Annotated in this window: 10 protein-coding genes, 2 pseudogenes and 1 riboswitch; of the genes and pseudogenes, 9 read left to right on the top strand and 3 right to left on the bottom strand. The window is 68.7% G+C overall.

All coding sequences use genetic code 11. The features are described from left to right. The first annotated feature begins 14 nt into the window (after positions 1 to 14). From ACTJIL_RS09950 to ACTJIL_RS09975, 6 genes are all read left to right on the top strand, one after another. Positions 15 to 977 carry a ribokinase gene (locus ACTJIL_RS09950; RefSeq protein WP_440755358.1) on the top strand — a complete coding sequence of 321 codons (963 nt, stop codon included), beginning with the start codon at positions 15 to 17 and terminating at the stop codon, positions 975 to 977. A gap of 58 nt (positions 978 to 1,035) precedes the next feature. Next, entirely contained in the window at positions 1,036 to 2,028 is a 993-nt protein-coding gene (gene dusB, locus ACTJIL_RS09955) for a tRNA dihydrouridine synthase DusB (protein WP_440755359.1), read from the top strand. A 143-nt stretch (positions 2,029 to 2,171) separates the two neighbouring features. Further along, a complete protein-coding gene (locus tag ACTJIL_RS09960; protein ID WP_440755360.1) occupies positions 2,172 to 3,005 on the top strand; it encodes a class I SAM-dependent methyltransferase in 834 nt (277 codons plus the stop codon). 88 nt (positions 3,006 to 3,093) lie between these two features. Continuing rightward, entirely contained in the window at positions 3,094 to 3,738 is a 645-nt protein-coding gene (locus tag ACTJIL_RS09965; RefSeq protein ID WP_440755361.1) for a CDP-alcohol phosphatidyltransferase family protein, read from the top strand. Beyond that, positions 3,735 to 4,340 carry a lysophospholipid acyltransferase family protein gene (locus tag ACTJIL_RS09970; protein ID WP_440755362.1) on the top strand — a complete coding sequence of 202 codons (606 nt, stop codon included), beginning with the start codon at positions 3,735 to 3,737 and terminating at the stop codon, positions 4,338 to 4,340. The genes ACTJIL_RS09965 and ACTJIL_RS09970 overlap by 4 nt, the downstream gene beginning before the upstream one ends. Next, positions 4,337 to 5,272, top strand: a complete 936-nt coding sequence (locus tag ACTJIL_RS09975) for a phosphatidate cytidylyltransferase (protein ID WP_440755363.1) — start codon at positions 4,337 to 4,339, stop codon at positions 5,270 to 5,272. Before ACTJIL_RS09970 ends, ACTJIL_RS09975 begins: the two co-directional genes overlap by 4 nt. 149 nt (positions 5,273 to 5,421) lie before the next feature. On the opposite strand, the gene ACTJIL_RS09980 is transcribed toward ACTJIL_RS09975, so the two are convergent. The 3 genes and pseudogenes from ACTJIL_RS09980 to ACTJIL_RS09990 form a co-directional block, all read right to left on the bottom strand. Next, on the bottom strand, positions 5,422 to 6,429 hold the full coding sequence (locus ACTJIL_RS09980) for a metal-dependent hydrolase (RefSeq protein ID WP_440755364.1): 1,008 nt from the start codon (positions 6,427 to 6,429) through the stop codon (positions 5,422 to 5,424). Between the two features lie 73 nt (positions 6,430 to 6,502). Continuing rightward, positions 6,503 to 7,324, bottom strand: coding sequence for a UDP-2,3-diacylglucosamine diphosphatase (locus ACTJIL_RS09985; RefSeq protein ID WP_440755365.1), 822 nt, complete (start codon positions 7,322 to 7,324; stop codon positions 6,503 to 6,505). Beyond that, positions 7,321 to 9,028 (bottom strand): annotated as a pseudogene (locus tag ACTJIL_RS09990) (lysophospholipid acyltransferase family protein). Before ACTJIL_RS09990 ends, ACTJIL_RS09985 begins: the two are co-directional and overlap by 4 nt. A 222-nt stretch (positions 9,029 to 9,250) precedes the next feature. Between ACTJIL_RS09990 and metK the strand changes: the two are divergent. The 3 genes and pseudogenes from metK (at position 9,251) to ahcY (ending at position 13,996) form a co-directional block, all read left to right on the top strand. Next, positions 9,251 to 10,480, top strand: coding sequence for a methionine adenosyltransferase (metK, locus tag ACTJIL_RS09995; protein ID WP_440755366.1), 1,230 nt, complete (start codon positions 9,251 to 9,253; stop codon positions 10,478 to 10,480). A 609-nt stretch (positions 10,481 to 11,089) separates the two neighbouring features. Next, positions 11,090 to 12,298, top strand: a pseudogene (locus ACTJIL_RS10000) (SDR family NAD(P)-dependent oxidoreductase); the annotation flags it as partial. A 109-nt stretch (positions 12,299 to 12,407) separates the two neighbouring features. Beyond that, a riboswitch (S-adenosyl-L-homocysteine riboswitch) is annotated at positions 12,408 to 12,500 on the top strand. Between the two features lie 47 nt (positions 12,501 to 12,547). Beyond that, positions 12,548 to 13,996, top strand: coding sequence for an adenosylhomocysteinase (gene ahcY, locus ACTJIL_RS10005; RefSeq protein ID WP_440755367.1), 1,449 nt, complete (start codon positions 12,548 to 12,550; stop codon positions 13,994 to 13,996). The last annotated feature ends 9 nt before the right edge of the window (positions 13,997 to 14,005 follow it).

Raw genomic sequence — 14,005 nt, forward strand, 5'->3', positions numbered from 1 at the left:
CAGGGAGCCCGCCGATGAGTCGCGTCGTCGTCGTCGGCTCGTTCAACGTCGACCACGTCTGGGCGACGGCCACGCTGCCGCGCCCGGGCGAAACGCTCAGCGGCCGCTACAGCACCGGGCCCGGCGGCAAGGGCTTCAACCAGGCCATCGCCAGCGCCCGCGCCGGTGCGCCCACGGGTTTCGTCTGCGCGCTCGGCGACGATCCCGGGGGAGAGCTGGCGCGTTCGCTCGCCGCCGCCGACCGCATCGACCTGCGCGCGCTGCGCAGCGACGAACCCACCGGCACCGCCGGCATCTACGTCGACGCCGAGGGCCGCAACAGCATCGTGATCGGCCCCGGCGCCAACGGCGCGCTGTCGACGGCTCATGTCGACGGCCAGGCGGACGCCTTCGGCAGTGCCGGCGTCGTGCTCGCGCAGCTCGAATCCCCGACCGAGGCCATCGCCGCGGCCTTGCGGGCCGCGCGCGCGCACGGCGCCATCGCCATGCTCAATCCCGCGCCGGCCAACGCCCTGACCACATGCGAACTGCTGGCGCTGGCCGACATCATCACCCCCAACGAAACCGAGTTCGCCGGCATGGTCGCGCGCCACGTCGGCGAGCGCATCGACGGCGACGCCATCGCCACGCTCGACGAGGCCCGCCTGCATGCGCTGTGCCGCGAGCTCCTGCCCGCGGGAACGGTTGTCGTGACCCTCGGCGCGAGCGGCTGTTTCGTGTCGCACGCCGAGGGCGCGCTGCGCGGCGACGACAAACCCTTCTACCGCCTGGCCGCCGAGCAGGTGCATGCGATCGACACCACCGGCGCGGGCGATGCCTTCAACGGCGCACTGGCGGCATCGCTGGCGATGGCGCCGGACGACGCGTTCGCCTTGCACCTGCAGTTCGCCTCGCGTTATGCAGCGCTGTCGACCGAACGCGAAGGCGCGGCGCTGGCGATGCCACACCGGGGCGACATCGTCACCCGCTTCGCGTAGATCGGCGGCGTAGCCCCGACCTACGGGTGCCGCGGCAGGCCACCGGTACAATGCGCGCATGCGCATCGGTCCCCATGACATCGCCCCGAACGTGATCCTCGCCCCGATGGCGGGGGTCACCGACAAGCCGTTCCGGCTGCTGTGCAAGCGGCTGGGGGCGGGACTGGCGATGTCGGAGATGACCACCAGCGACCCGCGCTTCTGGCGTACCGAGAAGTCGCTGCGGCGGATGGACCATGTCGACGAACCGGCGCCGGTCGGCGTGCAGATCGCGGGCACCGTGCCGGAGATCATGGCCGAAGCGGCGCGCTACAACGTCGACCACGGCGCGCAGGTCATTGACATCAACATGGGCTGCCCGGCGAAGAAGGTCTGCAACGCCTGGGCCGGATCGGCGCTGATGCGCGACGAGGACCTGGTCGCGCGGATCTGCACGGCGGTGGTCCGGGTCGTCGACGTGCCGGTGACGCTGAAGATCCGCACCGGCTGGGATGCCACGCACCGCAACGCCCCCGCCATCGCGCGCATCGCGCAGGATTGCGGCATCGCCGCGCTCGCGGTGCACGGCCGCACCCGCGACCAGCAGTACACCGGCCTGGCCGAGTACGACACCATCGCCGGGATCAAGTCGCAGCTGTCGATTCCGGTGATCGCCAACGGCGACATCGATTCGCCGCAGCGCGCCGCGTTCGTGCTGCGCCATACCGGCGCCGATGCGGTGATGGTCGGGCGCGCGGCGCAGGGCCGGCCGTGGATCTTCGGCGAGATCGCGCACTACCTGGCCACCGGCGAATTGCTGCCACCGCCGTCGCTGGCCGGGATCCGCGACATCCTGCTCGGCCACTTGGATGCGCTGCATGATTTCTATGGCGAGCCGGCCGGCGTGCGCATCGCGCGCAAGCACCTGGGCTGGTACGCGAAGGACCGGCCGGAGAACGGGCCGTTCCGCGCCGTGGTCAACCGCGCCGAGAGCGCGGCGATGCAGGTGGCGCTGACGCGCGATTACTTCGATGCACTGATTGCCGGAGAACCGCTGTCGCAGGCAGCCTGAACCGCGAAGCCCGCAAGCGATCCCATCGTCATTCCGGGCGCAGCGAGGAACCTGATTCCGCAGTTTTCACGCCGGGGACAAACGCCCCCGCTACGCTCGGGATAACAGCCATGATGCTGCCGGCACTTCACGGGAACGACGCCATGAGTGACACCTGCACCGCCACCGAATTCCCCTACCTGCACGGCTTCTCCGCCACCGAGCAGGTCCGGCTGATGAAGCAGGCGCGGCTGGCGGAATCGACGGTCTTCCGCAACGTCGACTACGCCGACGCGCGCAGGCTGCTGGAAGTCGGCAGCGGCGTCGGCGCGCAGACCGAGATCCTGCTGCGACGGTTCCCGGACCTGCACGTCACCTGCGTCGACCTCAACGGCCAGCAGGTGGAAGCCGCGCGCCGCAACCTCGGCGCGATGCCCTGGTTCGATGGCCGCTACGCCCTGCAGCAGGCCGACGCCACCGACCTGCCGTTCGAGCCGCGCAGCTTCGACGCCGCCTTCCTGTGCTGGGTGCTGGAACACGTGCCGACACCGGCGCGGGTGCTCAGCGAGGTGCGCCGCGTGCTGATGCCGGGTGCGCCGGTGTACATCACCGAGGTGATGAACGCCTCGTTCCTGCTCGATCCATATTCGCCGAACGTCTGGCGCTACTGGATGGCGTTCAACGATTTCCAGATCGAAAGCGGCGGCGATCCGTTCGTCGGCGCCAAGCTCGGCAACCTGCTGCTGGCCGGCGGCTTCCGCGACGTGTCCACCGAGATCAAGACCTTCCACTTCGACAACCGCGAGCCGGCACGGCGCAAGACCATGATCGCGTTCTGGGAGGAGCTGCTGCTGTCGGCCGCCGAGCAGCTGGTCGCGGCCGGCAAGGTCACGCCCGAGGTCGTCGATGGCGTGCGCGACGAGATGCGCCAGGTGCAGAACGATCCGAACGCGGTGTTCTTCTATTCGTTCGTGCAGGCGCGGGCGACGGTGTACTGAGCGGGCGGCTTGACCGCTGGCGGGGAGATTCGCAGGCTGCCGGTTCTCGGATAAAGTCCACAGGCCATTCGCAGGAAGCACCGCCATGATGGATCCGGATCCAACCGCACCGAAGCCCGGCAACCGGCGCCCGATCGCCGCGCGCAGCAATTCGCTGGTGCAGCGCTTCAGCGCCTGGCTGGCGCGCACCGGCGTGTCGCCGAACGGGATCTCGCTGGCGAGCATCGTGTTCGCCGCGCTCGGCGCCGCCGCGCTGCTCGAGATCGATGCGCCCTGGGGTGCCTGGCTGTGCGCACTCGCGATCGTGCTGCGACTGCTGTGCAACCTGTTCGACGGGCTGGTTGCGGTGGAGCATGGTCGCAAGACGCCGACCGGCGTGCTCTACAACGAGGTGCCGGACCGCATCGCCGACAGCCTGTTCCTGGTCGCGCTGGGCTATGCAGCCGGGCTGCCCTGGTGCGGCTGGCTGGCGGCGCTGCTGGCGGCGTTGACCGCCTATATCCGCACCCTCGGCGGCACCGTGCTGGGCTCGCAGGATTTCCGCGGGCCGATGGCCAAGCCGCACCGGATGTGGCTGATGGTCGCGGCCTGCGTGCTGGCGCCGCTGGAGACCCGGTTCGCTGGCACCGGTTACACGCTGCGCGTGGCGGTGGTGGTGATCGCGGCCGGCTCGGCCCTGACCTGCTGGACGCGGCTGCGCGTGATCGCGCAGCGCCTGCAGGAGGCAGCGTGATCGAACGCGCCGCCGCGGCGGCGCTGGTCGGCACCACCCGGCTGCTGGTGGGCGCACGCGCGCAGTGGCGCGCGGCGCCGCCAGCCGGGCAGTGCCTCTACTTCGCCAACCACAGCAGCCACCTCGACACGATGGCGATCTGGTCCGCGCTGTCGCCGGCGCAGCGCGCGCACACCCGGCCGGTGGCTGCGCGCGACTACTGGGACAAGCCGGGCCTGCGCGGATACGTAGCCGGCAAGGTGCTGCACGCGGTGCTGATCGAGCGCCGCCGCGAGGAACGCGATGGCGACCCGCTCGAACCGGTGATCGAGGCGCTGCATCGCGGCGATTCGCTGATCCTGTTCCCCGAGGGCACGCGCACCGCCGAACGCCTGCCGCAGCGTTTCCGCGGCGGCCTGTTCCGCCTCGCCGAAGCCTTTCCGGCGCTGCAGCTGGTGCCGGCCTACCTCGACACCCTGCACCGCAGCATGCCCAAGGGCGCGCACATCCCGTTGCCGCTGTACTGCACCGTGCGCTTCGGCGAGGCGATCTCGCGCATCGATGGCGAAGCGCGCGAAGTCTTCCTCGAACGCGCGCGCGACGCGGTGGTGGCACTGGCATGAACGCACAACAGAAACTGCTCTGGGTCTTTGGCGGCATCATCGCCCTGCTGGCGCTGGCCTCGCTTGTCGGCTGGACGCTGCAGCGACGCACCGGCCCGACCGAAGTTATCCGCAACCTCAACGCCCGCGTGCGCGCGTGGTGGGGCATGGTCGCGGTGCTGGCGGTGTGCTTCTGGCTCGGCCCGGTGGCGAACCTGGTGGTGTTCGCCTTCATCTCGTTCTTCGCGCTGCGCGAGTTCATCACCCTCACCCCGACCCGGCCCGGCGACCACCTGCCGCTGGTGGTGGCGTTCTACGTGCTGATCCCGGTGCAGTACTGGCTGATCGGGATCGACTGGTACGGCATGTTCTCGATCTTCCTTCCGGTCTACGCCTTTCTCGCACTGCCCGCGCTGGCGGTGTTCGGTGGCGACACGGAGCAGTTCCTCGAGCGCACGACCAAGATCCAGTGGGGCGTGATGATCGCGATCTACTGCATCAGCCACGCGCCGGCGCTGCTGATCCTCGACCTGCGCGGCTACGAAGGCCAGGGACCGCTGCTTCTGCTGTACCTGATGCTGGTGGTGCAGATCAGCGACGTGATGCAGTACGTGTTCGGCAAGCTGTTCGGGAAACGGAAGCTGGCACCCACCGTCAGCCCGTCGAAGACAGTCGAAGGCCTGATCGGCGGTGGCCTGGCCGCGGTCGCGATCGGTACTGCGCTGTGGTGGATCACCCCGTTCACGCCGCTGCAGTCGGCGCTGATGTCGGCGCTGATCGTGGTCTGCGGGGTGTTCGGGGGGCTGGCGCTGTCGGCGGTCAAGCGCAGCCTCGGCGCCAAGGACTGGGGCCACATGATCGAAGGCCATGGCGGGATGATGGACCGGATGGATTCGGTGGTTTTCGCCGCGCCGATCTTCTTCCACGTCACCCGGTATTACTTCTCGGGATGATCCCTCTGGGGGCGGCTTCAGCCGCGAGCTTTTGCTTTTCTGGCCCGCGTTCCGAAAACGCTCGCGACTGAAGCCTCTCCCGCAAATGCAGCCTTGGTCTCCCGGGCGTCGGGGATGCAATCCCGACCCCGGTCAAGCCAGGGCAGGCTCTACGGCTCGTGCCAGATGCGATACCAGGTCGCGCGCCACACCGGGCCGAAGTCGCGGCGCGGGTCGAGCTTGTGCGGCGGCGCGAGCGCCTGCCAGCCGTCGCCTTCGCGGTGCGCCACCGCGTAGCTGAAGAAGTAGTCCGGGTCGCTCCCCATCCGCAGGTCGCTGAGCACCAGCTCGTCGTCGACCACCTGCGCGCGCATGAAGCCGTGGTTGAACCAGGCCAGCTCGCGCACGGCGGGGATGTCGCGTGCCCGGGCCAGCGCCTGGGTGTTCGAGCGATGGCCCTGGAAGACCATGGGCCCGGTATCCGCCGCCAGCGAGCGGAAGCCTTCCACGTAGCCGTCCGGCGTCATCGCCACCACCCGCCACAGCAGGGTATTGAGCGGCGTCGGCACCGAGAACCGCGGCGCGTCGGCAAGTCCCATGGCGGCCAATGCGCGGTCGGCGTCGCGCTCGACCATGGCCTTGGCCCCCAGCGACCAGCCGAGATAGGCCGTGCCCAGTACCAGGCCCGCCACCAGCAAACGTTGTGCGGCTATCCGCTCGCGCAGGAAGAACGCGGCGATGCAGGCCGCCAGCAGCCAGATCGTGTACAGCGGGTCGATGATGAACACGCTGGACCACATCACCGGCGGCAGCGGCAGCGGCCACAGCAGCTGGGTGCCGTAGACGGTGAGCGCGTCGAGCAGCGGATGGGTCAGCAGCACCAGCTGGATCGCCCAGAACCAGCGCTTCGGCGACTCCGCCACGCGACCGCCGCGGCGACGGAAGAAGGCCCAGATCAGCCAGCCCAGCAGCGGAAGCACGAACAGCGAGTGGCTTGCGCTGCGATGCAGGACCATCAGTGCGACCGGGTCGTCGGTCAGCAGCGCGATGGGCAGCGAATCCAGGTCGGGCAGCGTGCCCAGCGCGGCGCCGGCCAGCAGGGCCGCGCGACGATGACGCGGCGGCGCGATCGCGGCGGCCAGCGCGCCGCCCAGGACGATCTGGGTCAGTGAATCCATGCGCGGATGCTAACAGCGCGGATGGCGCATCAAGGGGGCATGTGGGAGCGGTCATGGCCGCTCCCATAACGATCTACGCGGCGCGCGGATAGGCTTCTTCATGCACCAGGCGCAGGCGCGGCGGCAGTTCGGCCAGTGTTTCTCCGCGGTGCGACAGCAGCCGCAGGGTGCCGTCCATGTCCTCGGCCAGCGCGGTCAGGCTTTCCACCCAGTCGCCATCGTTTGCGTAGACCAGGCCATCGCGCTGCACCAGGCCGGCGCGATGGATGTGGCCGCAGACGATGCCGTCGAGCCCGCGCCGGCGCACGTCGTCGAGACCGGCCTGCACGAAGCGTTCGATGTAGCGCTCGGCCGCCGTGCTCTTGCTCTTGAGGAATTCCGACAGCGACCAGTAGCGCAGGCCGAAGCGGCGGCGGATCCGGTTCAGCCACTGGTTGCCGGTCAGGATCCGGTAGTACAGCCAGTCGCCGAAGCGTTCCTGCAGGCCGCCGAAATGGGTCACCGCATCGTAGTCGTCACCGTGCACGACCAGCAGCCGACGACCGTCGGCGGTGGTGTGCACGCAGCGCCGGCGCACCTGCATCGCCGGCAGTGCAAGGCCGCAGCAGCGCCGGATCGGGCGGTCGTGGTTGCCGGGGATGTAGATGATCTCGGTGCCGGTGCGACGCAGCGCATGCAGCGCCTCGACCACGCGGTTGTGCGCCTGCCCCCAGGTCGCGCGGCGTTGCGCCAGCCACCACAGGTCGACGATGTCGCCGACCAGGTAGAGCCTGTCGCACCGCAGTCCGGCGAGGAAATCCGCCAGCTCCGCCGCATGGCAGTGGCGGGCGCCGAGGTGCACGTCGGAGATGAACACCGCGCGCCGACGCCGGCCGGTGGCGGTGGCCGGGCTCATGCCGGCACGTCGCCCGCCGGCTGCAGATAGCGCCGGCGCTTCTTCGGGCGGATGCGATGCAGGTCGACCTCGATCAGGCCGTCGATGGAATCGCTGAAAGCCGGATCGACCCCGAACGCGAGGAAGCGCGCGCCGCCCGGCTCGCACAGGTCGGTGTACTGCTTGTACAGCGTCGGCACCGTGGCGCCGAGCGCCGACAGGTTGGCCTTCAGCACGTCGAAGGCGGTGGCGGCGTCCAGCCCGTCGAACGAGGGCGGCGCGGCGAAGTAGCGGAACGGCCGCGTCGATGCGGCCAGCGGTTCGTCGCTGCCGTAGTAGCGCTGGTAATAGGCGACCAGCTGCTCCCGCGCCGCCTGCGGCAGCGCTGCGCTGATCGACACCGCGCCGAACAGGTAGCGCACGCGCGGGAAGCGCCGCAGGTAAGGCACCGATGCCCTGCCACAGGTAGTCGAGGCTGCGGCTGCCCCAGTACTCGGGCACGACGAAGCTGCGCCCCAGTTCCATGCCTTCGGCCAGGCGCGGGATGGCGTCGTCGGCGTAGCGGAACAGCGAGGCGGTGTAGAACCCGGCGAGCCCCGCCCGCGCCAGCACCTGCGCACCGCGGGCAACCCGATAGGCGCCGGCGATGCGCATCGCGCCGGCATCCCAGACCAGGATGTGCTGGTAATGGGCGTCGTATCCGTCGATATCCCGGCAGCGGCCGGTGCCCTCGCCCACCTGCCGGAACGTCAGTTCGCGCAATCGTCCGATTTCCTGCAGCAGCAGCGAATCCGCCGCGCACTGCGCCAGCCGGATCTGCTTGCCGTCGCTGGTCTCGCCCAGCAGTTCGGTTGCCTCGACCGCCATCCACAGCGCCTTGGGATCGACGGCCGGCGCCAGCGGTTCGGGTCCGGCCAGGGCAGCGCCGCGGCGCCTGCCCAGCGCGTACAGCGCCCGCCGCACATCGCGCAGCGCGGTGGCGTCGTCGCCGGCGTCCACCAGGTCCAGCGGCTGGCCGACGCGCAACTTCAGCGGGCGGCGACTGCGCGCATACATCTCCCGCGCCAGCAGCGCAGTCGACGCCGGCCGGCACAGCGCCGACACGCCGTAGAACAGCGACGAATTGCGCGCAGCGATGCGGATCGGCAGGATCGGCGCCCCGGTCCTGCGGGCGAAGCGCAGGAAACCACGCCGCCAGCGCGAGTCGCGCACGCCGCGCGGGCCGAGCCGCGAGACTTCGCCGGCCGGGAACACGATCACGCACTCCTCGTTCTCCAGCGCGCGCTCGATCGCGCGCAGGCTGTCGGCGCCGGCATTGCCGCCGAGGATCCGCAACGGCAGCAGCAGGTCCGACAGCGGTTCGACCAGCGACAGCACGTCGTTGGCGACGATGCGCACGTCGCGCCGTACCTTGCCCACCAGGTCCAGCAGCGCCAGCGCGTCGAGCGCGCCCGATGGATGGTTGGCGACGATCAGCAGCCGCCCCTTCGCGGGAATGCGGGCCGCACCGTCGTCCTCGACCTCGTACTTCAGCTGCAGGTGGTGCAGCGCGGCGTCGACGAAGTCGAATCCGCGCAGGTGCCCGCTCTGCGCGAGGAAACCATCCATGGCATCGAAGCGCGACCAGCGCGCCACCCCGCGCAGCAGTGGCACCGCCACGCGGCCACGACGGCCCCGGAACCAGTCCGGATAGCGTTGCTGCAGACGTTCTTCCAGTTTGAGCATGGGAGCTTGCGGCGGCCCGGTTGGCGGCAGACTGCCGTCCCGACGCGACCGGAAGATGGCGGATTTGCGGCAGGACGGTGACAGCCGCGGCCCCTGCCCGGTGCCGGCGCGGGCGCTCCGCTTAACCCCTGCCCAACCCGCCCGGCGGCACAATGCACGCCCGGCTGCGCCCGTGTATCATGCGCACCCATCTTTCCATCCGAATCAAGGGATATAAGGCCGATGTCCAGCTACCTCTTCACTTCCGAATCGGTCTCCGAAGGCCATCCGGACAAGGTTGCCGACCAGATTTCCGATGCCGTGCTGGATGCGATCCTGAGCCAGGACAAGCGCGCCCGCGTGGCCTGCGAAACCATGGTCAAGACCGGCGTGGCGATCGTCGCCGGCGAGGTCACCACCTCGGCCTGGATCGACCTGGAAGCGCTGACCCGCAAGGTGATCGTGGACATCGGCTACGACTCCTCCGAAGTCGGTTTCGACGGCGCCACCTGCGGCGTGCTGAACCTGATCGGCAAGCAGTCGCCGGACATCGCCGCCGGCGTCGACGGCACGAAGAAGAAGCAGAAGAAGCCGGAGGAACAGGGCGCTGGCGACCAGGGCCTGATGTTCGGCTACGCCTGCAACGAGGCGCCCGAGTTCATGCCGGCGCCGATCTACTACTCGCACCGCCTGGTCGAGCAGCAGGCCAAGGTGCGCAAGAACGGCAAGCTGAAGTGGCTGCGCCCGGATGCGAAGTCGCAGGTCACCCTGCGCTACGACGCCAACCACAACGTGGCCGGCCTCGACGCCGTGGTGCTGTCGACCCAGCACGATCCGGGCATCAAGCAGAAGGACCTGGTCGAGGGCGTGTACGAGCACATCCTCAAGCCGGTGCTGCCCAAGGCGATGCTTGAGAAGCTGCCGAAGAACAAGATCCACATCAACCCGACCGGGATCTTCGTGATCGGCGGCCCGGTCGGCGACTGCGGCCTGACCGGCCGCAAGATCATCGTGGACACCTACGGCGGCATGGCCCGCCATGGCGGCGGCGCGTTCTCGGGCAAGGATCCGTCGAAGGTCGATCGCTCGGCCGCCTACGCCGCGCGCTACGTGGCCAAGAACATCGTCGCCGCCGGCATCGCCGCGAAGTGCGAGGTGCAGGTCTCGTACGCGATCGGCGTGGCCGAGCCCACCAGCATTTCGGTCACCACCTTCGGTACCGGCAAGATCAGCGACGACAAGATCGAGAAGCTGATTCGCAAGCATTTCGACCTGCGCCCGTACGGCATCGTCAAGATGCTCGACCTGATCCATCCGGTCTACCAGCTCACCGCCGCCTACGGCCACTTCGGCCGCAAGCCGAAGGAAGTCAGCTACACCGACGCCGCCGGCAAGACCCACAAGGCCACGGCGTTCTCGTGGGAGAAGACCGACAAGGCCGAGGAACTGCGCAAGGCGGCCGGGTTGAAGTAAGCCGCACTGCCGGTCTTTCCGGAATCTGGATCACGACAACGGGCCGCCAGCGGCCCGTTGTTGTTTTCGCCGTCATCAGGCAGCGGGCCGGAAGCATGCAGCCCGACGTGCCGATGCGGGAGCTCACGCACGCCTCCCCCGGCCTCGCTTTTTCATCGAGGGAAAGCGCACACCCGCCACACCAATACCGATTACCCTCCTTTCCCCACCAAGCCGCCTGTCTCCATGGATACACCCGACCCCTCCCTGCCCGATCGCCTGCGCGCCGCGCTCGAACTGCTCGAATCCGTCGCTGCCGATCACTCGCTGCTCGACGCGCTGCCCGCGGACGAACGCAGGCGCCTGCACCAGGCCGTGGCCGCGGTCTACCACCCCGACCCGCGCGCGCGCCGGCAGCGGTTGAAGACGCGCGAGCGCGAGCGCAACGCGGAGAACGTCCGCCGCGCCGAAGCCGTGCTCGAACAGACCGGGATCCGCGCCCTGCGCCGGAAACCGGTGTTCACCACGCCCAACTATTTCGTGCCCGACGGTTCCGCGGCGCCGGCGCTGGCGCACGACGGCCCGGACCGCGGCGCGACGCCGGAATCGCCGGAATTCCAGGATTCCCCCGAGCTGCGGCACTGCTACGTCTGCAAGCAGAAGTACACCCGGATCCACCACTTCTACGACCAGCTGTGCCCCACCTGCGCGGAATTCAACTTCGCCAAGCGCACCGAGCTGGCCGACCTCAGCGGCCGCGTCGCATTGCTGACTGGCGGCCGCGTCAAGATCGGCTATCAGGCCGGCCTGAAGCTGCTGCGCGCCGGCGCGCACCTGGTCGTGACCACGCGCTTCCCGCGCGATTCCGCCGCGCGCTATGCGCAAGAGCCGGATTTCGCGCAATGGGGGCATCGCCTCGAGGTCTTCGGGCTCGACCTGCGGCACACGCCCAGCGTCGAAGCGTTCTGCCGCGAACTCTCGGCGCGGCTGCCGCGGCTGGACTTCATCATCAACAACGCCTGCCAGACCGTGCGCCGCCCGCCCGAGTTCTACGCGCACATGATGGAGGCCGAAACCGCGGCGCTGCACGACGCACCGGACGCCGTGCGCAAGCTGCTCGGCAGCTACGAGGGTCTGCGCGGGTACAGCATGTTGCCCGAAGGCAGGCTGCCGGAAGCCGACGCCGCGACGATGCAGGTCGCGATCGGCCAGGGCATTTCCGGAACCGCGGGCCTCACCCGCCCCGCCGAACTGTCGCAGGTGCCGTTGCTGGCAGAGGAACTGCTCGGTCAGAAGCACTTGTTCCCCGAGGGCCGCCTCGACCAGGACCTGCAGCAGGTGGACCTGCGCGGGCGCAACTCATGGCGGTTGCTGATGGCCGAAGTGCCGTCGGTGGAACTGCTGGAGACGCAGCTGGTCAACGCAATCGCACCGTTCATCATCAACGCAAGATTGAAGCCGCTGATGCTGCGCACGGGCAACCGGGACAAGCACATCGTCAACGTGTCGGCGGTCGAGGGCCAGTTCTACCGCAACTTCAAGACCACCCGCCATCCGCACACCAACATGGCCAAGGCCGCGCTCAACATGATGACCCGCACGTCCGCGGCCGATTACCACGGCGACGGCATCCACATGAACAGCGTCGACACCGGCTGGGTCACCGACGAGGATCCGGCCGATCTCGCCGCGCGCAAGGTCGTCGAGGAACGCTTCCACCCACCTCTGGACATCGTCGACGGCGCCGCGCGCATCGTCGACCCGATCATCGCCGGCCTGAACACGGGCGAGCACGTCTGGGGGCAGTTCCTGAAGGACTACAAGCCGACGGACTGGTGATCCCCCGGCGCATCGCATCGAGCGCGCCTGAGCCGGGCCTGACGCCGCCGCTGGCCGCCCCGCGACCCAAGCATCGTTTCAGCGCGAAGAAGCAATATAATCCCGACCCTCTGCCGAGGGGCGCTGCATGCCATCCGTCCACCGCGACGTGAAAGGGCTCAGGCTCGGCGAGCTGACATAGCGACAACGGCGCCCGTTCAATGCGAGTCCCCCCTTTGTGCCGGGACTCACAAACAACGGAGCAACACCATGAATGCCGTAGCCAAGACCTTCTCCACCGAAGGCGACTACAAGATCGCCGACATCACCCTGGCCGACTGGGGCCGCAAGGAACTCGACATCGCCGAGCACGAGATGCCGGGCCTGATGTCGATCCGCAAGAAGCACGCTGCCGAAGCACCGCTCAAGGGCGTGCGCGTGACCGGCTCGCTACACATGACCATCCAGACCGCGGTGCTGATCGAGACGCTGAAGGACATCGGCGCCGACGTGCGCTGGGCCTCGTGCAACATCTTCTCGACCCAGGACCACGCCGCCGCCGCGATCGCCGTGACCGGCACGCCGGTGTTCGCCTGGAAGGGCGAGACGCTGGAGGAATACTGGGACTGCACGCTCGAAGCGCTGAGCTTCCCCGACGGCAAGGGCGGCTTCCTCGGCCCGCAGCTGGTCGTGGACGACGGCGGCGACGTGACCCTGCTGATCCACAAGGGCTACGAACTCGAGCAGGGCGACAGCAGCTGGGTCGACAGCCCCGGCGCCAGCCACGAGGAACAGGTGATCAAGAACCTGCTCAAGCGCGTCGCCAACGAGCGCCCGGGCTTCTGGACCATCGTGGTCCGCGACTGGAAGGGCGTCTCGGAAGAGACCACCACCGGCGTGCACCGCCTGTACCAGCTGGCCGAAGCCGGCAAGCTGCTGATCCCGGCAATCAACGTCAACGACTCGGTCACCAAGAGCAAGTTCGACAACCTCTACGGCTGCCGCGAGTCGCTGGCCGACGGCCTCAAGCGCGCGATGGACGTGATGCTGGCCGGCAAGGTGGCAGTGGTGTGTGGTTACGGCGACGTCGGCAAGGGCTGCGCGCATTCGCTGCGTGCCTACGGTTCGCGCGTGGTGGTCACCGAGATCGATCCGATCAACGCGCTGCAGGCTGCGATGGAAGGCTTCGAGGTCAACACCGTCGAAAGCACGCTCGGCCGCGGCGACATCTACGTCACCACCACCGGCAACAAGGACGTGCTGACGCTTGAGCACCTGAAGGGCATGAAGGACCAGGCGATCGTCTGCAACATCGGCCACTTCGACAACGAGATCCAAGTCGATGCGCTCAATGCGATGGCCGGCGTGACGAAGATCAACATCAAGCCGCAGGTCGACAAGTACGTGTTCCCGGACGGCCACGCGATGTTCCTGCTGGCCGAAGGCCGCCTGGTCAACCTCGGCTGCGCCACCGGCCACCCGAGCTTCGTGATGTCCAACTCGTTCTCCAACCAGACGCTCGCGCAGATCGACCTGTGGGCGAACAAGGACAGCTACGAGAACAAGGTCTACATCCTGCCGAAGAAGCTCGACGAGGAAGTCGCGCGCCTGCACCTGGAGAAGATCGGCGTGAAGCTGACCACGCTGACCGGCGAACAGGCCGCCTACCTCGGCGTGCCGGTCGAAGGGCCGTACAAGCCGGAGCATTACCGGTACTGAGCGGCCACG

Source organism: Luteimonas sp. 22616 (assembly GCF_052044325.1).
In the GTDB taxonomy this organism is placed as follows: domain Bacteria; phylum Pseudomonadota; class Gammaproteobacteria; order Xanthomonadales; family Xanthomonadaceae; genus Luteimonas.